Source organism: Micromonospora sp. NPDC050397 (assembly GCF_044901685.1).
Taxonomy (GTDB): domain Bacteria; phylum Actinomycetota; class Actinomycetes; order Mycobacteriales; family Micromonosporaceae; genus Micromonospora_G.
In genome coordinates this window covers 10,363-31,359 of record NZ_JBJDPS010000010.1, presented here as the reverse complement: position 1 = coordinate 31,359, position 20,997 = coordinate 10,363, and the positions used below count along the sequence as shown (strand labels likewise).

The window sequence follows — 20,997 nt, the reverse complement described above, 5'->3', positions numbered from 1 at the left end:
AGGTGCCCGGCCGGAGAACCGGACCGGACACCTCCCCCGGGTGACGCCGTTACCGCAGGTCAGTCAAGGTTCGCGCACTGGCCGGCAGCCGGCCCGTGCACCGTGTTCGCCGCACCGAGGTTGATCGGGGTGGGGGTGTTGCCGGTGCAGGAGAGCGGACCGCGCACCGTGCTGTCGGCCACGATCGGCTCGACCGTACCGGAGCCGCCGTTCAGCACCACCGGCCCGTGGATCTCGGAATCCACGATCGCGGCGCTGCCCTTCGTGCCGTTCACACTGACCGGTCCGCGTACGGTGCTCTTGTAGAGCTGCACGGCCGCCGCGTTCGACGCGGACACCGGGCCGCTGACCGTCGAGTTGATCGCCAGCAGCGAGGCACCCGGCCGGACCGTCACCGGACCGTTGACCGTCGCGCCGGTCAGGCAGGTGACACCCGACACCGTCAACGGCCCGTTGTGCCGGGCCGAGATGGTCGACGTGCAGGTACGGCTCAACTGGTCGAACCGGGCCCGGGCCACCGCGAAACTCGGCGCCCAGGTGACCTTGGCCTGGTGCTGGGCGTTGAACTCCGGCAGCCGTACCTCACGGGCCGCGGCGATCTCCGCCTCGGTCAGGTGCTGGCTCGGACGCAGGCCGAAGACGTCGAAGCCCCGGGCGATCTCGCTGCCGTAGACCTGGCCGTTGTACCAGTACGCCGACCAGAAACCGCCGAGCGTGAGCGCGGTGGGGCTGATCGCGCCCCGGTCGAAGAAGCCGATCTCGCGCGGGTTGGCCGAGTCGGTGAAGTCCAACAGCGAGATGCCACCCTGGTACCAGGCCTGGGCCAGGATGTCCCGACCCGGTACGGGGATCAGCGAACCGTTGTGCGCGACGCAGTTCTCGGTCAGGGTCTGCGGCACCGGCAGCTTGTAGTAGCTGGCGAACCGCATCTTGCCGCCGACGATGTCGAAGATCGCGTTCGCGCCCCACTGCGGCTGGTCCGTCGTCCGGCACCGGGCACCGGTGCCACCGCCCCACTCGTCGGTGAAGATGACCTTCTTGCCGTCGTTGCTGAGCGTGGCCGAGTGCCAGTACGCGAAGTTCGGGTCGGAGACCTCGTCGATCCGTACCGGGTTGGCCGGATCGGAGATGTCGATCAGGATCCCGTTGCCCTCACAGGCACCCGCGGCCAAGCCCAACGCCGGGTACGCGGTGATGTCGTGACAGGCATCGGTGACCGGCGACGGGCTCCAGCCCCCGCCGGACGGGTGCGTCGGCGCGGGCGGCGTGTTCTGTAGGCCGTCGATCGCACCCGTCTGCGGGTTGGCGAACAGCCTCGGCCCACTCACGACCGCCGCCTGCTCGGGCGCGGCCACCGGAACCTTGATCACGTCGATCCGCCACCGCGCCGGATCCTCACCGGCCGCCGGAGTGTTGTTGCACCCGGCCAGCGTGCTCGCCGGGCGTACCCCGGCGGTGCCGGAGACGTAGACGTACAGGTTCGCGCTGTCGTCCGGGTCGGTCACCAGCGTGTGGGTGTGCGAGCCACGACAGGTCTGTACGGCGGCGACCTGCACCGGGCTCGTCACGTCGCTGATGTCGAAGATCCGTACGCCCTGGAAGCGGGTGCCGACCGTGGGGTCCGCGCCGCAGTCGAGCCGACCACGGGTCTCCTCGACCGACATGAACAGCAGATCCCCGTGAACACTGAGATCACCCTGGCCGCCCGGACAGACCACGCTCGTGACGAGCGTCGGGTCGGCCGGCCGTGAGATGTCGTAGATGTTGAAACCGTTGAAGTTGCCCATGAAGGCGTGGTCGCCGCCGAAGGCGAGATCCGATCCGGCGTAACCGAAGTCGCCAGGATTGGCGGGATTGACGAAGCCGGCCGGCTTGTCGTGGTGCGCCAGGAGTTCGAGGTTGCTGCTCGCGCTCTGCGCGTCCAACCACCCCGAGCCCAGCCCGATCCGTGGATCCGGCTCGGGCTCCTGACCCGACGCCGTACCCGGGAGCAGGGCCATGAGGAGAAGCGCTCCGGCTGTCGCGCCGACGAGCCGACGTCTCCCGCGTGCCCCGCGATCCGATTGATTACCCATACGTGTGTCCTCCGTGCACAGTGGCCAGGCGGGTGACGGCGTGCGTCGGGCGCGTGCACGCCGCAGTAGTAAGGACCGTACCGCCTATCGACCGCTGCGGATCATGGAAATATTGACGAGGGACGCAAAAACCGTCGACAGCCGGTCACGAACCCGACAGCACCCCGGCGTGTCGCACCGGACGGCCGCCGGCAGCCGCCGTCGCCGTACCCCATCCAAGATCGTTATTGGTACGTTTCCGGGTGGTACGACGTGGGGTAATGGGCTGATCAAGACGCGAGCGACATCCAGCTCGTGGAACTGGAAGGGTCAGCGAACATGCGTGGTAACAGCCGGTACGACACCGTCCCACCCGTGCCCACCGAGAGCGGGGTACGGCGATGAGCGTCCAGACGACCCCGGCCACCGTCGCCGACTGCCTACGCGTCGGCACCGGCTTCTCCCAGGGGGACCGGAACTGGATCGCCGAGCAGTTCGGCACCCTCGACGCGCGACTGGCCACCTACTCCGCCGACACGACCGCACTCGAGGTCTCGGTGAAGGACCGCGCCGCCCGGGGACAGAAGGTCACCCTGGAGTGCTGGGTCGCCGGCCAGCAGAAAATCGTCACGACCTCCTCGGAGGAGGACCTGCGCGCCGCGCTCAACGACGTACGCGACGACCTGCGGCGGCGGCTCAACGACGCGAAGACCCGGCAGGAACCCCGCCACAACCGCCACCTGCGCGACACCGCCTCGCAGCACGTGACCGTGCCCGACGAGCACGGGGCTCACCCAGCGGATGACATGGAGAGCAAACCGGGAATCGAACCCGGGTAGACCGCTTTGCAGGCGGCTCCCTCACCACTCGGGCATTTGCTCGTGGTGCCCGCACCAGGATTCGAACCCGGGACCCTCGCTTTGTAAGAGCGACGCTCTCCCACTGAGCTATACGGGCTCACCTCCGCGATCGTGCGTGCCCTGGGCAGGACTCGAACCTGCGTCCTCCGTCTTATCAGGACGGCGCTCCACCGACTGAGCTACCGGGGCGGGAGCGGGACCGGGAGTCGAACCCGGGACCTCTGGATTATGAGCCCAGCGCGCTTCCACTGCGCCATCCCGCAAGTACGCCGCCAGGGGGTCGAACCCTGAACCCGTGCATTAAAAGTGCACTGCTCTGCCATTGAGCTAGCGGCGCATCACCTACGTGCCCCTGGACCGGTTCGAACGGCCGCCCTTCCGGTTCGTAGCCGGACGCTCTATCCGCTGAGCTACAGGGGCGTGAGAATCTGGTGGACCCGACAGGGATCGAACCTGCTGCCTCCTGGGTGCAAACCAGGCGCTCTACCAAGTGAGCTACGAGCCCGAGTTGGTGCTGGTACCCGGGGCGGGACTCGAACCCGCACAACTCCGCAGTCTGAGTGCGGCGACTTTGCCAATTTGCCCACCCGGGCAGGTGGTGCGTTGCGTGCCCTCGGTGCGACTCGAACGCACCCTGTACGGCCCCTCAGACCGTTGCCTCTACCGCTGGGCTACGAGGGCATTGCCGCTCCCGAAGGAGGATTCGAACCTGAGATTCGCCGTCCAGAGCGGCGCGTCCGGCCGGTTGGACGATTCGGGAAGGTGACCCCAAGAGGTCCGCCCCGGCGTGGCTGTGCACGCCGCAGGCTCGTGGTGCGAGAGAGCGGACGACGGGACTCGAACCCGCGACCCTCACCTTGGCAAGGTGATGCGCTACCAACTGCGCTACGTCCGCACAAACGCCGTCGGTACGTCTCAACGGCGTGCCGCCAACCCTACCAGGGCGGCCCCTGGTCCACTCGAACGGGTGCTCCGGGTGCGATTCGAACGCACACTGTGCGCGTTTTGAAGGCGCCGCCTCCTGCCGGTTGGGCTACCGGAGCGTGGCCGGGGAAGCTGGATTCGAACCAGCAACGAGCGTGACCGTCTCCCGGTCCGAAGCCGGGTCGGGTGCTATGTGCCATCCGCTGTGGAGTTCTCAACCATCGGTCCCGCCGGCCGGAGTCGGGGGAGTTGCAGGGGCGACAGGATTCGAACCCGCAGCCTTCGGTGTTGGAAACCGCTGCGCTACCAGTTGCGCCACACCCCTGTGTGCTGTGCTGTTTCCGTACAACAAAAACGCCGCCCGTTCCCGAAGCTGGGAGGGCGGCGTAGGCGCTTGTCGAGCGCTACGTCCGCCGCCTGCCGAGGGCTCGCTGGCATTGAGGCATGACATCGTTGTGGGCTGGCCAGACGGGAAGCAGCACGACACCGCCGCGCGGCATCAACCGCGTGGTTTCGGTGTGGAGGTGCTGTGACACGGCGGGCTCCTTGTCCGGGTGGTGTTTCTCGGAGTGGTGTTCGGCTTGCTTTTATAAGGTAAGCGTCGCTCGGGTTCGTGGCAATCGCATTTCCCGATGCGCTTTGGCGGCGTCGGTGGGCGTACGGGCGGGGCCGCCGGGTGCGGCCCCGCCCGACTACTACGTCAGGGAGTGCTCAGCGCAGGCCGAAGGCCCGGGTGAGGGTCTGCGCGACGGTGTTGCCGGCGCTGTCCGTGGCGCTGGTGCGCAGCGTGACGAACTGTGCCGTGGCCGGCGCCTTCAGGGTGGTGGACCAGCCGCCCTGGCCCTGGGTCAGCTTGGCTCGCTGCCAGGTCGACCCGTCGTCGTAGGAGACCTCCAGGGCGAGTTGCCGGATGCCGGCGGTGACACCGGGCAGGTGCGACGCGGCGACGGTCAGCTCCGTACGCCGGGTCGCCTTGCCGGCGTTGTCGGTCTGCACGCCGTAGTCGAGCTGGATCAGCGGCAGCGGCTCCTCCTTCTCCGCCCCGGTGGCGGCCGAGGTGAAGCTCCACTCGGTCAACGTGTGGGTGGAGTACGGGTTCGGCCAGTCGGCCCGGTCGTTGTCGACCACCAGCCGGTACGGCAGCCGTTCCGGGGCGAGCCCGCTGACCGGCAGGTATTCGGCGTTGCCCCACCTGAGTTGCCGGTCGCCCTGGTAGAGCGCGGCCCAGTTCCGGACGTCGTAGTTGCCCCGGGCCTCGCCGACGTAACCGGCGCCGGAGGCGCCCCAGCCCGGCACCGGGATGTAGACGGCGTCGAGGTAGCGGATCGGCTGGTAGCCGATCGGGCCCATCCGGGGGCGCTGGATCGGGCCGAACCAGCTCACCCTGCTGGTCGGGCCGACGGGGTAGCGGGCGACCCCGATCAGGTGCTGGCCGGTCTCGCCGAGAATGTGGGCGTCGTCGAGCCAGTCGACGTCGGCGGTGACCCAGTCGGTCCGGTCGCCCTGGGCGGGCGCGGTGACCTGGTTGCCGACCGCCCAGCCGCGCCAGACGTCGGGGCGGAACTCCATCGCCTTGCCCGGCCGGAAGTTGCGGAACTGCACGTCGACCCGGGCCAGGTCCTTAGCGGTGGAGCGCCAGGTCGGGTTCGCCGGGACCGAGCCGGTCCAGTGGTGCACCACGTCGTAGAGGTAGTCGGTGGTGGGGTTGGAGGTGACGGTCAGCGGGACCGGGCCCCGGCGCAACCGGCCGATCAGCTCCGCGCCCTCGTCGGCGGTGAGGGTGGCCACGGTCACCGGGGCGGGGCTCTCCGGGGTCCACGGGTTCTCGTCCCACGGGTCGAGCCGGCCGACACCGTCGTTCACGACCAGGAGCAGTTTCGCCCCGGCGGTCGCGGCGCCCGCCGCCTGCTCGGCGATGGTGATGCCGTCGCTGCGGCGGACCACGGCCACCTTGCCGCGTACGTCGCGTTTGTCCAGGTCGGCGGCGGTTCCGTCGGCGGCGAAGACGGCCGGCAGCTCGGTGGTGCCGGTGGGCAGCGGCGTCGCCGCCCGCTTCACCCGCAGGTCGTCATAGGTACGCGACCCGGTGCCGACAACCAGCGCCGGCTGTTCCAGGCGGAAGCGGGCGCCGATCTCGAACGCGCCGTCGGTCACCTTCTTCCCGGTGGGCAGCGCCCAGATGCTGTCGTACCCGTCGCCGGGCAGGCCCGAGCTTTCGACCAGGCTGTCGGCGAACGAGCGGTGGATGTCGAGCCGCACGGCGGACGGGGTGGCGTCCTTCGGTACGTACGCCTGGATTCGGCGCAGTTGGGTGCCGTCCAGGGTGACGGTCCGGTCCCGGTCGAGTTTGACGTCGTTGAAGGGGAGCACCGCCGCACCGAGCGAGTGCGGACCGTTGGCGCCCTGTACGTCCGCGCCGAGCCAGCCGCTGTAGCTGCCGACCGGGAGCCGGAGCGTGCCGGTGCCGGAGGCGTCGAGGTCGATCGCGGTGAAGAGGTTCTTGGCGGTGACGATGACCTTGCCGGAGAGGGGTTTGCCGGAGCGGTCGGTGGCGACCACGGTCAGGTTCTGCCGCTGTCCCTCGCGTACCGCGCCGACGAGGGTGCGGGCGCGGAGCGTACCGGTGTTGTCCCTGGCCTGGATCGTGCCGCTGATCGCCCGGTCGACCGGGAGCAGGTCGAGGGTGGCGGTGAGGGTGACCGTCCCGGTGCCGTGCGCGGGCACGGTGACCCGGTTGGTGGAGAGGGTGAAGAGCCCGGCCGGGGCGGTGCCGTCGACGGTCAGGTCGAGGGTGACCGCCGCGTCGCCGACGTTGGTGTACGTCACCTGCCTGACGTCGGTGTCGCCGGGCTTCGGCGGCCAGGGGTGGAAGCCGGAGGAGGCGCTGGCGGTGGCGAAGACGGTGGCGCGGACCGCCGCGTCCACGTCGACCCGCCCGCCACCGGCCTGGTACGGGCTGTACGCCGGGGTGGCCTTGGCGCTGCTCACCAGGGCCTGCTTGACCTGTTGGCCGGTCCAGTCCGGGTGGGCGGCGAGCACCAGCGCGGCGGCCCCGGCGACGTGCGGGGTGGCCATCGAGGTGCCGCTCATGGTGGTGTAGTAACCGGAGCCGCGTACGTGGTGGGAGCGGGCGGCGAGGATGTCGACGCCGGGTGCGGTGATCTCCGGCTTGAGCCCGCCGTCACCGACGCTCGGACCCTGGCTGGAGAAGTCGGCGAGCTGGTCGGTGGAATCGACCGCGCCGACGGTGAGCGCGGAGTCGGCCGTGCCGGGGCTGCCGATGCTCTGCGGGCCGCTGTTGCCGGCGGCGACCACGAAGAGGGCGCCGGTCTCGGCGCTGAGCCGTTCGACCGCCTCGGTCATCGGGTCGGTGTCGCCGGTCGCGCCGCCGCCCAGGCTCATGCTGACGATTCTGGCCTTCTCCTGGCGGGCGGCCCACTCCATGCCGGCGATGATCCAGGAGTCCTGGCCCCGGCCCTCGCCGTCGAGGACCTTGCCGACGTGCAGTCTGGCGCCGGGGGCGACGCCCTTCTCCTGCCCGTCGGCGGCGGCGCCGCTGCCGGCGATGGTGGAGGCGACGTGCGTACCGTGGCCGTTGTAGTCGGTCACCTCCTCGTACGGCACGAAGCTGGTGCTGTTCGCGATCTGTCCGGCCAGGTCCGGGTGCTCGGTGTCAACCCCGGTGTCGAGCACCGCGACCGGGACCCCGGTGGCGGTGTTGCCGCCGGCCCAGACCTTCTGGGCGCCGATCTGCGCGGTCGAGTCGGCCAGGTCGGCGGTGACCCGCCCGTCGAGCCACACCTTCGCGATGCCGCTGGTGAACGACGCGTCGCTCGCCGTACGTCGGGTGGTGTCGCCGGTCGGTGAGCCGGTCAGCGCGGACCAGAAGGCGGGTGCCTGGTCCCGTTCCTGTGCCAGAGCGGCACCCTGGACGCTGGTCAGCGGGCGTAGCACGGTGGAGCCGGCCACGGGTGCGGTGGTCCGGGCGCGGGCGGCGGCGTCGGTGTAGCGCACGATCAGCGGTAGCCGGTCGGTGTGCGCGTCGTCGTAGCCGTCGGCGATCAGTTGGGTCACGTTGAACAGTCGCCGGTCGAGCAGCCCCGACGTGACGTACGGCAGCGCGGCGTCCGGGTAGACGTAGAGCGCGCCGTCCACGACCGCCCGATGGAAGCTGGCCGTCCGGCCGCCGGGACCTTCGACCGAGCGCAGGGCGCTGCCGTCGGCGGCGGTGCCGACGGTGACCCGGTCGCCGGTGATCAGTGTGACGCTGTGCGAGTTTCCGCCGGCCGGGGGCGGTGCGGTTACCGGGCCGTGTGGTGGGACCGGGCCGGCGGGTGCGGCTGCGGCGGGCGGGGTGACGCCCACGGCCAGGGCCGCGACCGCACCGAGGGCGATCAGCCCTGGCCTGCGGGTACGTGTCAGACGAGGCAACGGATTTTTCCCTTTGGTCAGTGGATGTTGGCAAAGAGCATCCGACCGATCTGTTACACCGGCATCAAGATCGAGTGGCGTCGTTGCGACATGGCGCAGTCTGGCCACCGCGGGTTCCGCCGAGGGCGGTGTCGGCGGGTGTCCCCGGGATGGCCGCCGGTCGTCCACCGAGGGGCAACCCGTGCCTCACCCGTACTCCGAAGGATCGGGGTTGATCTTCGTATGTCTGACCGAAGGAGCAACTCCTCATGTCCTTCCTCGATCGACGCGGATTCCTCGGCCTCACCGGAGCCGCCGGCGCCGGGCTCGCGGCGGCGGTGGCCGGTCTCTCCGCCGCCCCGGCCCAGGCCACCGGCAAGCTTCCCGCCGACCTGTTCACCCTGGGTGTCGCCTCGGGCGACCCACTGCCGGACGGCGTTGTCCTCTGGACCCGGCTGGCGCCGGACGCACTCGCCGCCGACGGCCTCGGCGGAATGCCCCGCCGGGTCGTGCCGGTGTGGTGGGAGGTCGCCGAGGACCCGCGCTTCCGTCGGATCGCGCGGCGGGGCCTGGAACTGGCCACCCCCGAACTGGGGCACTCGGTGCACGCGGAGGTGGACGGACTGCGCGCCGACCGCGAGTACTTCTACCGCTTCCGGGCCGGTGACGAGATCAGCCCGGTCGGCCGGACCAGGACCGCCCCCGACTTCCGGGCCCGGCCGAACAGCATGGCCTTTGCCTTCGTCTCCTGCCAGAACTACCCGACCGGCCACTTCACCCCGTACCGGCACATGTTGGAGGAGGACCTCGACCTGGTCGTACACCTCGGCGACTACATCTACGAGGGTCCGGCGGCCGGCACCATCGGGCGGGCGCACCTGCCGGCGGCGGAGATCTTCTCGCTCGCCGACTACCGGGTACGGCACGCCCAGTACAAGACCGATCCCGACCTCCAGGCCGCGCACGGCCGGTTCCCGTGGGCGGTCACCTGGGACGACCACGAGGTGGAGAACAACTACGCCGACGAGATCTCCGAGGACGCGAACCAGTCGCCGGAGAGCTTCCGGCAGCGCCGGGCCGCCGCGTACCAGGCGTACTACGAGCACCTGCCGCTGCGTCGGGCGGCCCTGCCGCGCGGTGCCGACATGCGGCTCTACCGGCGGCTCCGGTACGGCCAGCTCGCCGAGTTCAACGTGCTCGACGGCCGGCAGTACCGCGACGACCAGGTCTGTGGCGGTGGCTCCTCCACCGGCTGTGCCGACGCGCTCGACCCGTCCCGCTCGATGCTCGGCGCGGAGCAGGAGAAGTGGCTGCTCGACGGCCTCACCAACTCGCGGGCGACCTGGAACGTCCTGGCCCAGCAGACCGTGATGGCCCGCGCCGACCGGGACCCCGGTCCGGGGCTGCTGCTGCCGATGGACAACTGGAACGGGTACGAGCCGGCCCGGCAGCGGATCTTCGACCGGGTGGCCCAGCGGCGGATCGACAACATGGTGGTGGTGACCGGGGACGCCCACTGCAGCATGGTGGCCGACCTCAAGCAGGACTTCGACGACCCGGCGTCGCGTACGGTCGGCGTCGAGTTCCTCGGCACCTCGATCACCTCCGGTGCCGACGGCGCCGACATGGACGCCCGGGGCACCGAGTGGCTCGCCTCGAACCCGCACATGAAGTACTACAACCAGCGGCGCGGCTACGTGCGCTGCACCCTCGACCGGCAGGAGTGGCGCAGCGACTACCGGGTGGTCCCGTACGTCACCACGGCGGGTGCGCCGGTGAGCACCCACGCCAGCTTCGTGGTCGAGAGTGGTCGACCGGGCGTACAGGTGGACCGGCTCTCCTGAACCGAGCGGTTCCCGAACCACGGCGCCGCCGTACCCGAGGGTGCGGCGGCGCCGGCCGACCGGCCGGAGCCGGACGGTTGCCGTACGTCCGGGACGGAAGCCCCGCCCCGGACGTAGCGGTTCAGCCGACGACCTGTCGGATCCAGCCGGTGATGACGTCCACCCGGGCCGTGGTCTCGGCCGACGAGTGCGGGCAGTCCGGACCGGTGCTCTCCACCGAGAACAGAATGGCCCGACCCCGGTACTCGCTGAAGTACGGCCCGCCCGAGTCCCACGGGCACGCGCTGGTGTCGGGGGCCGGTGCCAGCCCGGTCACGCCGATCGTCGTCGGGTCGACCGTCGCGACGGTGAACCGTCCGGTCTTGAGCCGGTCGGAGGGCACCTGGTTGGTGCCCGACGTGGCGCCGTAACCGGTGAGCCGCAGGACGTCGCCGACCTTCGGTGCCACCGTGGTCAGCCGGATCGGGGCGACGTCGGTGATCGGCGTCTCGAGTTTGGCCAGGGCGACGTCGTTGCTGGGCGACTGGCGGACCGCGACCACCTTGACCACGTGGCCCGCTCCGCTGGACAGGATCGCCCGGCCGACCGTCGCGGTGGTCAGGTCGGCCACCGGATACTCGACCGGTACGCCGTTCAGGTCACGGAAGCAGTGGCCCGCGGTGATCACCCACTGCGGCGCGATCAGGGCGCCGGAGCAGGCACTGTCCCGGCGTCCTCCGTCCGGGGTCGGGATGCCGGTGGCGGTCAACTTCACCGAGAACTCGTACTGGCCCTGGTACACGTCGAGCCCGTTGACGATGGCGCTGGCCGGACCGGCGTGGGCCACCGCCAGAATGGCCACGACCAGCGGCACCAGCGCCGAGGCGGCCCGTGAGAGCCTGGTCTTGCGGGACAGGGACACCACATCCTCCATCGAGGTCGGTGGCAGGGAGATCACCCGCCGTTGCTGGCGGGTGCCGGAACGTGCCTGTCTCGACAGAGGTCCCGTCACCCGCACCAGGCAGACGTTACCCATGCCGGGCGGATCACCAACACGTGGACAAAGAGTGGTGACGCGCGGACGACGGGCGGTGCGGTGACGCGCGGACGACGGACGGCGGCGCGGTGGTCAGGAGGCGGAACCGGGCTGCCGGGAGCGCCGCAGGCCGGCACTGCCGGCCTGCGGCGCCCGGCGCGCGGAGAAGGAGCTCCGCGTCGACCGGCGGTGATAGTCGTCCCTGTGGGTGAACTCGACGACCATCGCCCCGGGAAGACTGATGCCCCGGCGGGGATCGGACAGTCCCTCGGAGAGCTGCCCCGAGGAGGCCCGAGAGGTGAGGATGTCCCGCTCCTGTGGCGACATCTCCGGCGTACCGGGGTGGGCGAGCCGGAACTGGGCGACCGCCCGGCGGACGAGCTGGATCAGCTCCCGGGCGGCGCCGGGTCGGCCCAGGTCACCACCGGCACCGAGGGCGAGCGCCGGCTGACGGATCGTCCGCAGGCTGTCGCAGACCAGCAACAGCCGTTCCGGCCGCTGCGGCCGGTGCTCGGTGGCCGGCTCGGCCGGCATCAGGTGCAACCTGCCCGGCCACTGCCAACGGATCTGGCCGGTGCTGATCCGGCCGGCGGCGCGGTCGCGACGACGGTGCCGGGGGCGACCGGGCGGCGGGCCGCCGACGGTCACCTCCTCGAAGTCCCAGTCGTCGCAGACAAACGCCAGCCGCCGGTCGGTGACCGTCAACTCCACCGGTCGGGGCAGGGACCAGTGCAGGGTGCCGTTGCCCAGCGACGGGCCGAGCAGGTAGCCGGCCGCGTTCACCCGACCGTGCCAGAGGGACCGTTCACCCGGGTCAAGTACCACCCGGTGTTCCCGGTCGAGCTGTGGATAGCCCCGGTCGTCGTGGTCGGGCTGGTCGAAACGGTGCGGCCGGACGAAGTACGGGGATGCGTCGTCGCTCATCGGCGAAGGGCCTCCTGTTGACGAACTTCCTCCCGATCAGGTTCGCCGACCCGGTGGGCTGAGTCATGACAGCCGTTAGGGGGTCGGCTGATCGGGTGAGGCGTATGACCGGTAGTCGGTGATCTCCTCTGCCCGTACGAGGCCGTCCTCGATCGCGCGGGCGAGCAGAGCGGCCTTGGTGGCGGCCGGCCGTCCGGCCCGGGCGTACTTGATCCGGGCGCGGTCGACGTACTGCTTGACGGTGTGCTCGCTGATGTTCATCCGGCGGGCCACCGATGCCTTCGACATGGACTGGAACCAGAGCAGCAGCGCCTCCCGCTCCTTCTCCGACAGCACCGGTCGGCCGGAGCGCCGGTCGCCGACGATGGCGCCGGCGAGCGCCGGTGGTACGTAGCCCCGGTCGCTGGCGGCGGCGAGCACCGTCGCGACGCAGTGCTCCCGACCCTCGTGCTTGGCCAGGAACGCCACCGCCCCGGCGTCGAGCACGGCCAGGATGACGTCCGCCTCGGTGTGTTCGGAGTAGACCACCACCCGGCGGCCGGCGGCACCGAGCTCGGCGACCTTGTCCAGCACCAGGTGTCCGTGCAGCCGCAGGTCCAGCATGATCACGTCGGCCACCGGCTGGTCCGGGGCGAGCACCACGTCCGGGTCCTCGCCGGTGGCGACCACGGTCAGCCGTGGTTCGTGCGCGAGCCAGGAGCGTACGCCCTCGACGACGACCGGGTGGTCGTCGACGATGGCGACGGTGAAGCGCTTCGCCGGATCGCTCACGAGGCCCGCCACCGGGTCTGCGCCCATACCTGATCCCCATCCCGCTCGTAGACGTACTCGACTTCGTCGTCCGGGTCGCCGGGGGCGGCCGAGCCGCCCGGATCGGTGCCGGTGGCCGAGGTGACCAGACTGACCACCACCTCGTCCGGCTGCGCGACCACGGTCAGCCGGGCCGAACGCCGGGCCGAGGCGAGCGTCGCGGTCAACGGTTCGGCCAGCCTGCGGCGTACGTGCACGGGCAGCGCCGGCAGCGTGCCCACGGCGACGAGTTCGACCGGCAGACCGTTGCGTTCGGCGATGTCCACGGCGGCGCGCAGTTCGTGCAGCAGCGGGTCGGGCACGTCGTCGGACTCGGCGATCAGTCGCCGCAACCGGGCCGCCTCCAGCGCGCAGCGGCGCTGCACCGCCGGGTCGGTCGGGTCGGCCCGCCCGTCGGCCAGCTCGGCGAGGACGGCGCCGGCCGTCCGGCTGACCAGCGCCAGCCGTTCCTGCCGATCGGCCTGGGCACGCTGGGCGGCGACCCGTTCGGCGTCCAGCGCGGCCCGTGCGGTGGCCGTACGCGCGGTCCGGGCGGCCAGGGTGCGCAGCACGCTCGCCGCCACGCTGAAGGCGATCGGCAGGGTCGCGGTGCCGTAGGTGTACATCACGTACCGGCTCAGGCCGGCGGCGTCGCCGAGCCCGTTGAGGTGGACCGCCACCAGTGCGATCGTCGCCTCGACGGCGAAGACCGCGACCAGGGCGATCACCCGTCGTCCCCAGAGCACCAGGACGACGAACCAGCCGAGCGTGCCCCAGCCCCAGTTCGCCGGCTGGAAGACCAGCGGGGCCGGCGTGTTGACGAACACCACCGCCTCGACCAGCAGCAGGACGGCGATCAGGCGCCAGGTCGGGCTCGGTGTGCCGGTCAGCAGGTTGCCGGCGGAGACCGCGCCCACGGCGACAAAAACCAGCCAGCCCGCCGCGACCACCCAGGGGAACCGGTACGCCGACCAGCCCTCGAACACCGCCGGTACGTTGATCACCAGGTGCCAGCCGAAGGCGATCAGCACCGCCGCGACCCGGCTGCCCCGGTCGGCGGTGGCGGCCACGTCGGCGACCACGTCCCGTACCGGGGTGACGGTCCGGGGCGGCGTGGGGCTGTGTCCCTCGTCGAGGAGGTACGGCTCAGTGCGCACTCGGCCACTCCAGCCGTACCCGGGTGCCGTGCCCGAGGGTGGACTCGACCTCGGCCCGACCACCGACCGCCGCCATCCGTCCCCGGATCGACTCGCGCAGGCCGAACCGGTGCAGCGGGACGGCCAGCGGATCGAAGCCCGGACCGTCGTCGGTCACCTCGACCCGGACCGCGCCGCCGTCGGCACCGCGCAGCCGGACCGAGACCATCGCCCCCGGCGCGTGTCGTGCCACGTTCGACAGTGCCTCGGCCAGACTGTCGGCGAGAGCGTCGGCGACCTCCGTCGGCACCGCGCACGGGTGCAGGTCGACCGAGACGTCCGGCGCAGCGGCGGCGGTGACGGTGTTCCGGAGCCGGTCGTCGAGCGCCACCGGAGCGGTGGGGAGCGGCGGTGACCGGTCGCGGGAGGTGGCCAGCGCGGTCAGCGTACGCAGGTCGGCCGCCGCGCGTACGCGGAGCATCGGTGATCCGGCGGCGACCGCGCCGAGCCCGACCACGGTGAGCGTCGACAACACGGTGTCGTGCAGGTCGCGGTTGTGCTGGCGTTCCGCCTCGCGGGCGGCGCGGGCGATCAGCACTTCGCGGGAGGCACGCTGGTAGTCGGTGAACGCCGCGTCGGCCGCGCGGCTGCTGCGCCGGGTGAGGGCCGCCAGTCCCGCCCCGAAGACGGTCTGCATGATCAGCGTCAGCGAGTGGGCGACCGCCTCGGTGTCGTTGCCGGCGAGGTGGGCGCCGAAGGCGTACGCCGAGGTGACGACCAGCCCGGCCGGGATCGACTGGTACGCGGGCAGTCCGAAGTGGGCGACGACGATCGAGGTGCTGGCGAGGATGGCGAGCCAGCTCCCCTCGCCGGGCAGCACCTCGGCGGCGACCAGCCGGTTGATCAGCAGGCAGGCGGTGATGGTGAGGGCGAGGTCGACCAGGATGACCGGAGCGGTCAGACCGCGTCCCAGGGTCAAGCCGGTGAAGACCAGTGACCAGCCGGTCAGCACGATCGTCGTGACGACCAGCAGTGGGGTGTCGACCGGCGGGGTCCGTACCGCCAGCGCCACACTCGCGCCGGCCAGGCCGCAGGTCAGCCTCAGCAGGGCCGGAAAGAACGCGAAGACCTGGTTCAACGCGTCTCCGGCCGGCTTCTCCCCGTTTGCCGGGGCGCCGGTCACGTAGCCGAGGGCAGTGGCTATCGTCAATGCCTGTCCTCCCCGGTGACTGGCTGACCACTGGACGGGCGTCCATTACATCGACGGGGGAGAATAGCACAAATCCCCCCTCGACCACCGTAGCGCCCGGCCCACGAAAGTTGTTCGGACGAAGGAAGTCGGTCGGACCAGAATCGGCCCGGCGGTTTCGGTCTGTCCGGGATGGAGAACAACAGGGCATGAGCGAGATACGGGTAGGAACGTCCTCCTGGGCGGACCGGCTGCTGCTCTCCTCGGGCTGGTATCCGCGCGAGGTGAACACCCCGGCCGGCCGACTGGCCTACTACGCCGACCGGTTCGACCTGGTCGAAGTGGACACCACCTACTACGCACTGCCGACCGAGTCGACGGCCGCCGCCTGGGTGGAGCGGACCCCGCCGGACTTCAGGTTCGACGTCAAGGCGTTCAGCCTCTTCACCGGGCACCCGACCGCCGTCTCCGCACTGCCCCGGGACCTGCGCCCACCCGGCGACCCGGACGGTCGGGTACGCCGCCGCGACCTGCCCGAGGCGACGTACGAGCAGTTGTGGGCCAGGTTCCGGGCGGTCCTGCGACCGCTCGCCGACGCCGGCAAGCTCGGCGTCGTACTGTTGCAGTTCCCGCCCTGGCTGCGCTACGGCGAGGCGGCCAAGCGGCGGATCGTCGAGGTGGCGCGGCGGTGCCGTCCGGCCAGGGTCGCGGTGGAATTCCGGCACGGCTCCTGGCTCGACAACAACAACGCCCGCTACACCGTCGGCTTCCTGGCCCGCAACGACCTCTCCATGGTCGCCGTCGACATGCCACAGGGGCACACGTCCTCCGTACCGCCGGTCCTGCTCGCCACCGCCGACCCGGCGGTGGTGCGGTTCCACGGCCACAGCCCGGCCTGGGGCAGCGGCGACAAACAGGAGAAGTTCCGGTACGCGTACGCCGACGGCGAGCTGACCCGGTGGGCGGACCGGCTGCGCGAGTTCGCCAGGGAAACCGACGAACTGCACGTGCTGATGAACAACTGCTGCGGTGACCAGGCACAGCGCGACGCCGCCCGGCTCGCGTCACTGCTGCCTCCACGCGACGACGGCCGGTACGGGCGACCGAGGACGCTGGTGCCGCAGCGTTCCTAGAAGCCGCCCCGGTCACCCGGCAGCGGTGCCTGGATGGCGAGGAACGCGTCGATGTTGCGCAGGTGCTTCGGGGTCAACCCGGTGTGCGCCGGTGGGGACACGATCAGCGTCGGTGCCAGCCGGGCCAACTCCTCGCCGTTGTCGTGACCACGAAGCTCCCAGGTCGCGTCGTCGTCGGTCCAGACCAGCGGACGGCGCTCGTCGCGCACCACCCGCTCGGCCGCCGGATACTTCCACCAGCCCCGGCCCACCGAGACCGGTGCGGCGCCGGCCAGCCCCTGCTCGCGCTCGGCGAACTCGGGCGCCTCCTGGGTGGCGAAGGTCGGCAGCCCGAGCAACTCGGCCAGGTGCAGGGCGTCGTGCTGCCAGGTGGTGTGCCAGCGGACCTCGGCCCGGCCCCGTTCGTGCACCTCCCGGATGAAGTCGAGCACCGGCTGGGCGGCGAGGATCGGCCACTCGATCCCGGCCGAGACCGCGGTGCCGCTGACCCAGCGGTCGCGGGGCCAGACGCTCCGGTCCGGCCTCCGGCTGATCGCGTTGACCACGCCGTCGACGTCGAGCAACCACACCGGGGAGCGGTCGACGGTCTCCATGGCCCAAGTTGTACGCGTCCCGGTTGATCCCGACCAGCAATTTGAGGTAGGCGTAAGAAAGGATCTTCGGTCACGACATGTCCCGGGTCGGCCGTTGACCAGCCGGACGGCGAGTGAACCGTTCGTGGCCCTCGGATCGATGAGGGAGTGTGACCGTACCGCCGGGGAAACCACCGACCGACGCCGAGCTGCTGGCGTCGGTCGGCGCCGGTGACCGGTCCGCGTTCGAGCTGTTCTACCGGCGCTACGCGGGCTGGCTGCGGCTGCGGCTGCGCTACCGCTGCGCGGATCCCTCCCTGGTGGACGACGTGGTCCAGGAAACCTTCCTGGCGATCTGGCGGGGGAGTGCGAACTACCGCGAGCAGCCGACCGGGGACGTCGCCGGCTGGCTCTGGCGGATCGGCTCCCGCCGCCTGGTCGACGCGCTGCGGGGCCACGGTGCCCGGGAGCGGCTGGCCCGGCTGCTGACCCGGTACCGGTTCCGGGACGCCCCGTCGGCGGAGGAACAGGTGCTGCTCGCGGTCGAGCACGGTGACCTCGCCGGGGCGCTGGACCGGCTCTCACCCGAACTGCGGGCGGTGCTCCAGGCGACCGTGCTCGACGGGCTGAGCACCGGGGAGGCGGCGGTGCTGCTCGGCATCCCGGCCGGCACGGTGAAGACCAGGGCGATGCGGGCCCGGCGGCAGCTACGGCAGGAGCTGGCATGAGCGCGGGGGCCGGCATGGGCGCCGGAGCCGGCGAGGATCGGGGGGAGGCGGCGATGGGCGACGCGTTGTGGCACGTACCCGACGACGAGCTCGGGCGGTACGCCGACGGCGGGTTGCCGCCGCCGCTGTTCTGGTCGGCCGACGCGCACCTGCTGGTCTGTGCCGACTGTCGGTCGCGGCTGTCGGCGGTCGGCGACCCGGAACCGGTACGCGAGGGCTGGGCCCGGCTCGACGCCGCGCTCGACGCACCGGTCCCCGGGCCGGTCGAACGCCTGCTGCTCCGGCTCGCGGTGCCGGACCACACCGCCCGCCTGCTCGCCGCCACCCCGGTGCTGCGGCTGTCCTGGCTGATCGCGGTGGCGGTGACCCTGCTGCTCACCATCACCCTGGCGAACCTGGCCCACCCGCTGGTCTTCCTCGCGGTGGCGCCGCTGCTGCCGCTGGTCGGCGTCGCCGCCTCGTACGGGCCGCGCGTCGACCCGACGTACGAGATCACGGTGGTGGCGCCGACGCACTCGTTCCGCCTGCTGTTGCTGCGTACCGCGGCGGTGTTGACCGCGACCACCGGCCTGAGCGCGCTGGCCAGCCTCGGCCTGCCCGACTACGGCCTGCGGATGCTCGGCTGGTTCCTGCCGGCGCTGGCGCTGACGCTGCTCAGCCTCGCGTTGACGCCCCGACTCGGTCCGGTCGGCGGCGCCGTCGCGGTCGGGCTCGGCTGGGCCGTGCTGCTCGCCGGCACGATCCGACCGGACCCCACCGACCCGCTGGTCTTCGCGCCCGGCGGGCAGGTCGCGCTCGCGGTCACCGCCGCGCTGGCGGCGGCCACGCTCGCCCGGCTCCGGCCGGCCTTCGACACCCCACGCCGACTCGACCGCGCCCCGCGCACTGGAGCCTGGAGGAAACCATGACCACCGCCCCGACCACCGAGGTCGCGGTCCGCGCCACCGATCTGACCCTGCGGTACGGCCGGAACCTCGCCCTGCGACAGGTGTCGTTGACCCTGCGCGACGGGGTGACCGGACTGCTCGGGCCGAACGGTGCCGGCAAGACCACCCTGCTGCGGATCCTGGCCACCGCGTTGCTGCCGGACGACGGCGAGCTGACGATGTTCGGTCACGACCCGAGGACCGGGCCGGGGCGGCTGGCCGTACGGCGCCGGATCGGGTACCTGCCGCAGAGTCCGGGCTACCACCCGAACTTCACCGCCTTCGAGTTCGTCGACTACGTGGCGATCCTGAAGGAGTTGACCCGCCGCCGCGACCGGCACGAGGAGGTACGGCGGGTGCTGGCCACGGTCGGCCTGGACGCCGAGCGGGGCAAGAAGATCAAGGCGCTCTCCGGCGGCACGCGGCAGCGCGTCGCGGTCGCGGCGGCCCTGGTCGGTGACCCGGACCTGCTGATCCTGGACGAGCCGACGGTCGGTCTCGACCCCGAGCGGCGGCTACGGTTCCGCGAACTCGTGGCCGAACTGGGTGAGGGGCGGGCGGTCCTGCTCTCCACCCACCAGACCGAGGACGTGCTGACGCTCTGCCAGCAGGTGCTCGTACTCGACCGGGGGGCGACGAAGTTCGAGGGCACCCCGACCGAGCTCGCCGCGCTGGCGATCGGCCGGGTCTGGAGCAGCGCCGACCGGGCCGGGGGCACGCTCGCCTCGTGGCGTACGGGCACCGGCCGCTACCGGCACATCGGTGCCCCGCCACCCGGCGCCGAACTGCTCGAACCGACACTGGAGGACGGTTATCTCATGCTGGTCGACGCCTCGGCCGCCGCCGTTACCGGCGAGGGGATCCGATCGTGACCACCACCCTGAACACCCGGCCGGTGCGGGGGGCCGGCCGGGCCACGTCGACCAGTGCCGCCCGACGGGCCGCCATGCTGGCGCTCGCCCGGGTCGAGGCCGCCCGTTCGTTGCGTCACCCGGTCACCGTCGCCGCCGTGCTGATCTTCCTCGGTCCCTGGCTGTACGGGTGGCTGGCCGGCACCGCCAACCGGTACCCGGTGCTCCAGGACGAGGACCGGTCGGTGCAGTTGCTGGCCGTACTCGTGCTCGGCGGTGCCGCGCTGGTGATCGGAAATTTCGCCGTGCTGCGCCCACGTCGCCACAACACCGCCGCCCTGTACGACACCCTCGTCCTGCCGCCCGCCTGGCGTACCGCCGCGCACCTGCTCGCCTGTGCCGCCTTCGGGCTGTTCAGCGCGGTCCTGGTGGCCGTACGGCTGACCGTGACGGCGGTGCTGCCCGGTGCCGCCGGCCGGCTCGACCCGGACGAGCTGCTGACCGTACCGGTGGCGGTGGTGCTGCTCGGCGCGGTCGGCGTACTGCTGGCCCGGCTGGTCGGGTCGGTCGTCGTGGCGCCGCTCGCGGTCCTCGTACTCGCCGTCGCCAGCCTCGCTCCCGACCTGGCCGGCACGTCCGAGCGGAACCCGCTGCGCTGGCTCCCGCCGGTGGCGGTGGCGCAGCGGTCGATCGCCCTCCCGGTGGACCTGGTCGCCCGCCCGGCCGGTGCGCACCTGGTCTACCTGACCGGCCTGCTCACGCTGGTCGCCGTCGCGGCGATGGTCCGGGCCGGTGCCGGCCGGCGGGCCGTCACCGCGGGACTGCTCGGGCTCGCGTTGCTGGTCGGTGGCGGTGCGCTTCAGTCCCGCCCGGTCCCGGACGAGGTACGGGCCGCCCGGGTCGTCGCCGTCGAAGATCCCGCCGACCAGCAGACCTGCCGGGTGCGCGACGGGGTCACCTACTGCGCCTTCCCGGACTTCGTGCCCTGGATCGACTCCTGGGACGAGGTCCTGCGGGGTGTGCTGCGGCGGGTCCCGGAGGCGCCGGCCAATCCACCCCTCGCGGTACGGCAGCGGATGTGGCTGACCGAGATCCCGGCCGGCGGCTTGCTGACAACCGCCGAGGAGCAGCAGGCGCGGGCCGACTCGTGGCGGCGCGCCGACGTCGAGGCGGGCACCCCGAGCACGATCAGCGTCGGCACCCGGTGGGGGGACGGCCAGGCGGAGGCCGGCTTCGCCGGACTGGTCGCGTACGAGATCCTGACCCGGGCCGGCGCCGGCAGCCACGGCTCGCTCTGCGGCTCCCGGGCGGTCCTGGTCGCCTGGCTGGCCGGGCAGGCCACCCCGGAGACCGCCGCCGGCCTGCGGTTGGCCGACGAAAAAAGCTGGGGCGGGGTCCGGTTCGGCGAACTGTCCTTCGGGTCCGGGGTGGGCGTGCCCGACCGCGAGATGACGGTGGCCTGGGAGTTGCTGCGCCGACCCGCCGACGAGGTGGCGGCCCTGGTCCGACGTGACTGGGCGGAACTGGCCGCGAAGGACACCCCGACCGAGCGGGTCGGTGAGATCTTCGGCGTGCCGGTGCCGCCGGAGCTGCCCGAGCACGAGCGTTCCGTATGCAGCGCGTGAGCGGGGGTGTGACAACC

General features: G+C 71.7%; 15 protein-coding genes and 13 tRNA genes. 7 read left to right on the top strand and 21 right to left on the bottom strand.

The genetic code is table 11. The annotated features are described in order from the left end of the window. Nucleotides 1-59: 59 nt before the first annotated feature. Entirely contained in the window at nucleotides 60-2,000 is a 1,941-nt protein-coding gene (locus ACI2K4_RS26405) for an LVIVD repeat-containing protein (protein WP_404515098.1), read from the bottom strand. A 455-nt stretch (nucleotides 2,001-2,455) separates the two neighbouring features. Between ACI2K4_RS26405 and ACI2K4_RS26400 the strand changes: the two genes are divergently transcribed. Then, nucleotides 2,456-2,893: an HPF/RaiA family ribosome-associated protein gene (locus ACI2K4_RS26400; protein ID WP_404515096.1), complete on the top strand. Its 438-nt coding sequence runs from the start codon at nucleotides 2,456-2,458 to the stop codon at nucleotides 2,891-2,893. On the opposite strand, the gene ACI2K4_RS26395 is transcribed toward ACI2K4_RS26400, so the two are convergent. From ACI2K4_RS26395 to ACI2K4_RS26330, 14 genes are all read right to left on the bottom strand, one after another. Further along, nucleotides 2,862-2,935 (bottom strand) — tRNA-Cys (locus tag ACI2K4_RS26395). The genes ACI2K4_RS26400 and ACI2K4_RS26395 overlap by 32 nt on opposite strands. A 1-nt stretch (nucleotide 2,936) precedes the next feature. Further along, nucleotides 2,937-3,011 (bottom strand) — tRNA-Val (locus ACI2K4_RS26390). A gap of 19 nt (nucleotides 3,012-3,030) precedes the next feature. Next, nucleotides 3,031-3,103 (bottom strand) — tRNA-Ile (locus ACI2K4_RS26385). Between the two features lie 2 nt (nucleotides 3,104-3,105). Further along, nucleotides 3,106-3,177, bottom strand: a tRNA-Met gene (locus ACI2K4_RS26380). 2 nt (nucleotides 3,178-3,179) lie between these two features. Continuing rightward, a tRNA-Lys gene (locus ACI2K4_RS26375) sits at nucleotides 3,180-3,251 on the bottom strand. A 10-nt stretch (nucleotides 3,252-3,261) separates the two neighbouring features. Continuing rightward, nucleotides 3,262-3,334, bottom strand: a tRNA-Arg gene (locus tag ACI2K4_RS26370). Nucleotides 3,335-3,343: 9 nt separating this feature from the next. Beyond that, nucleotides 3,344-3,419 (bottom strand) — tRNA-Ala (locus ACI2K4_RS26365). A 10-nt stretch (nucleotides 3,420-3,429) separates the two neighbouring features. Then, nucleotides 3,430-3,507 (bottom strand) — tRNA-Leu (locus ACI2K4_RS26360). Between the two features lie 15 nt (nucleotides 3,508-3,522). Next, a tRNA-Leu gene (locus tag ACI2K4_RS26355) sits at nucleotides 3,523-3,595 on the bottom strand. A 7-nt stretch (nucleotides 3,596-3,602) separates the two neighbouring features. Next, nucleotides 3,603-3,674: transfer RNA gene (locus ACI2K4_RS26350), tRNA-Gln, on the bottom strand. 62 nt (nucleotides 3,675-3,736) lie between these two features. Further along, nucleotides 3,737-3,809, bottom strand: a tRNA-Gly gene (locus tag ACI2K4_RS26345). Nucleotides 3,810-3,882: 73 nt separating this feature from the next. Next, nucleotides 3,883-3,957 (bottom strand) — tRNA-Leu (locus ACI2K4_RS26340). Nucleotides 3,958-4,090: 133 nt separating this feature from the next. Beyond that, nucleotides 4,091-4,163 (bottom strand) — tRNA-Trp (locus ACI2K4_RS26335). A 386-nt stretch (nucleotides 4,164-4,549) separates the two neighbouring features. After that, a complete protein-coding gene (locus ACI2K4_RS26330) occupies nucleotides 4,550-8,269 on the bottom strand; it encodes a S8 family serine peptidase (RefSeq protein ID WP_404515094.1) in 3,720 nt (1,239 codons plus the stop codon). A gap of 248 nt (nucleotides 8,270-8,517) precedes the next feature. On the opposite strand from ACI2K4_RS26330, the gene ACI2K4_RS26325 reads away from it, so the two are divergent. Beyond that, entirely contained in the window at nucleotides 8,518-10,092 is a 1,575-nt protein-coding gene (locus ACI2K4_RS26325; protein WP_404515092.1) for an alkaline phosphatase D family protein, read from the top strand. Between the two features lie 121 nt (nucleotides 10,093-10,213). Here the strand turns inward: ACI2K4_RS26325 and ACI2K4_RS26320 are convergent, their stop codons facing one another. The 5 genes from ACI2K4_RS26320 to ACI2K4_RS26300 all read right to left on the bottom strand — a co-directional run bounded on the left by ACI2K4_RS26320 (nucleotide 10,214) and on the right by ACI2K4_RS26300 (nucleotide 15,166). Continuing rightward, nucleotides 10,214-11,029, bottom strand: a complete 816-nt coding sequence (locus ACI2K4_RS26320) for a S1 family peptidase (protein ID WP_404515090.1) — start codon at nucleotides 11,027-11,029, stop codon at nucleotides 10,214-10,216. A 171-nt stretch (nucleotides 11,030-11,200) separates the two neighbouring features. Further along, nucleotides 11,201-12,031, bottom strand: a complete 831-nt coding sequence (locus tag ACI2K4_RS26315) for a hypothetical protein (RefSeq protein WP_404515088.1) — start codon at nucleotides 12,029-12,031, stop codon at nucleotides 11,201-11,203. A gap of 75 nt (nucleotides 12,032-12,106) precedes the next feature. Next, nucleotides 12,107-12,829 (bottom strand): response regulator, encoded by a 723-nt coding sequence (locus tag ACI2K4_RS26310; RefSeq protein ID WP_404515086.1) that lies wholly within the window; start codon nucleotides 12,827-12,829, stop codon nucleotides 12,107-12,109. Next, nucleotides 12,799-13,977, bottom strand: a complete 1,179-nt coding sequence (locus ACI2K4_RS26305; RefSeq protein WP_404515084.1) for a hypothetical protein — start codon at nucleotides 13,975-13,977, stop codon at nucleotides 12,799-12,801. Before ACI2K4_RS26305 ends, ACI2K4_RS26310 begins: the two co-directional genes overlap by 31 nt. After that, nucleotides 13,967-15,166: a sensor histidine kinase gene (locus ACI2K4_RS26300; RefSeq protein WP_404515082.1), complete on the bottom strand. Its 1,200-nt coding sequence runs from the start codon at nucleotides 15,164-15,166 to the stop codon at nucleotides 13,967-13,969. The genes ACI2K4_RS26305 and ACI2K4_RS26300 overlap by 11 nt, the downstream gene beginning before the upstream one ends. A 188-nt stretch (nucleotides 15,167-15,354) precedes the next feature. Between ACI2K4_RS26300 and ACI2K4_RS26295 the strand changes: the two genes are divergently transcribed. After that, on the top strand, nucleotides 15,355-16,278 hold the full coding sequence (locus ACI2K4_RS26295; protein WP_404515080.1) for a DUF72 domain-containing protein: 924 nt from the start codon (nucleotides 15,355-15,357) through the stop codon (nucleotides 16,276-16,278). Here the strand turns inward: ACI2K4_RS26295 and ACI2K4_RS26290 are convergent. Next, the gene (locus ACI2K4_RS26290; RefSeq protein WP_404515078.1) at nucleotides 16,275-16,871 is read right to left on the bottom strand and encodes a hypothetical protein; all 597 of its coding nucleotides are present in this window, start codon (nucleotides 16,869-16,871) and stop codon (nucleotides 16,275-16,277) included. The two genes, ACI2K4_RS26295 and ACI2K4_RS26290, sit on opposite strands and share 4 nt — an antisense overlap. Nucleotides 16,872-17,020: 149 nt before the next feature. On the opposite strand from ACI2K4_RS26290, the gene ACI2K4_RS26285 reads away from it, so the two are divergent. The 4 genes from ACI2K4_RS26285 to ACI2K4_RS26270 are packed head-to-tail and all read left to right on the top strand — an operon-like array spanning nucleotide 17,021 to nucleotide 20,980. After that, complete coding sequence (locus ACI2K4_RS26285) at nucleotides 17,021-17,578, top strand: RNA polymerase sigma factor (protein WP_404515076.1); 558 nt, start codon at nucleotides 17,021-17,023, stop codon at nucleotides 17,576-17,578. Then, entirely contained in the window at nucleotides 17,575-18,486 is a 912-nt protein-coding gene (locus ACI2K4_RS26280) for a hypothetical protein (protein WP_404515074.1), read from the top strand. The genes ACI2K4_RS26285 and ACI2K4_RS26280 overlap by 4 nt, the downstream gene beginning before the upstream one ends. Next, a complete protein-coding gene (locus ACI2K4_RS26275) occupies nucleotides 18,483-19,376 on the top strand; it encodes an ATP-binding cassette domain-containing protein (RefSeq protein ID WP_404515072.1) in 894 nt (297 codons plus the stop codon). Before ACI2K4_RS26280 ends, ACI2K4_RS26275 begins: the two co-directional genes overlap by 4 nt. After that, nucleotides 19,373-20,980: a hypothetical protein gene (locus ACI2K4_RS26270; RefSeq protein ID WP_404515070.1), complete on the top strand. Its 1,608-nt coding sequence runs from the start codon at nucleotides 19,373-19,375 to the stop codon at nucleotides 20,978-20,980. The genes ACI2K4_RS26275 and ACI2K4_RS26270 overlap by 4 nt, the downstream gene beginning before the upstream one ends. Nucleotides 20,981-20,997: the final 17 nt, after the last annotated feature.

Bases quoted from the DNA above. Each gene is read 5' to 3' on its own strand.
- ACI2K4_RS26405 (WP_404515098.1), bottom strand. From the start codon at position 2,000: ATGGCCCTGCTCCCGGGTACGGCGTCGGGTCAGGAGCCCGAGCCGGAT.
- ACI2K4_RS26400 (WP_404515096.1), top strand. From the start codon at position 2,456: ATGAGCGTCCAGACGACCCCGGCCACCGTCGCCGACTGCCTACGCGTC.
- ACI2K4_RS26325 (WP_404515092.1), top strand. From the start codon at position 8,518: ATGTCCTTCCTCGATCGACGCGGATTCCTCGGCCTCACCGGAGCCGCC.
- ACI2K4_RS26315 (WP_404515088.1), bottom strand. From the start codon at position 12,031: ATGAGCGACGACGCATCCCCGTACTTCGTCCGGCCGCACCGTTTCGAC.
- ACI2K4_RS26310 (WP_404515086.1), bottom strand. From the start codon at position 12,829: ATGGGCGCAGACCCGGTGGCGGGCCTCGTGAGCGATCCGGCGAAGCGC.
- ACI2K4_RS26295 (WP_404515080.1), top strand. From the start codon at position 15,355: ATGAGCGAGATACGGGTAGGAACGTCCTCCTGGGCGGACCGGCTGCTG.
- ACI2K4_RS26290 (WP_404515078.1), bottom strand. From the start codon at position 16,871: ATGGAGACCGTCGACCGCTCCCCGGTGTGGTTGCTCGACGTCGACGGC.
- ACI2K4_RS26280 (WP_404515074.1), top strand. From the start codon at position 17,575: ATGAGCGCGGGGGCCGGCATGGGCGCCGGAGCCGGCGAGGATCGGGGG.
- ACI2K4_RS26275 (WP_404515072.1), top strand. From the start codon at position 18,483: ATGACCACCGCCCCGACCACCGAGGTCGCGGTCCGCGCCACCGATCTG.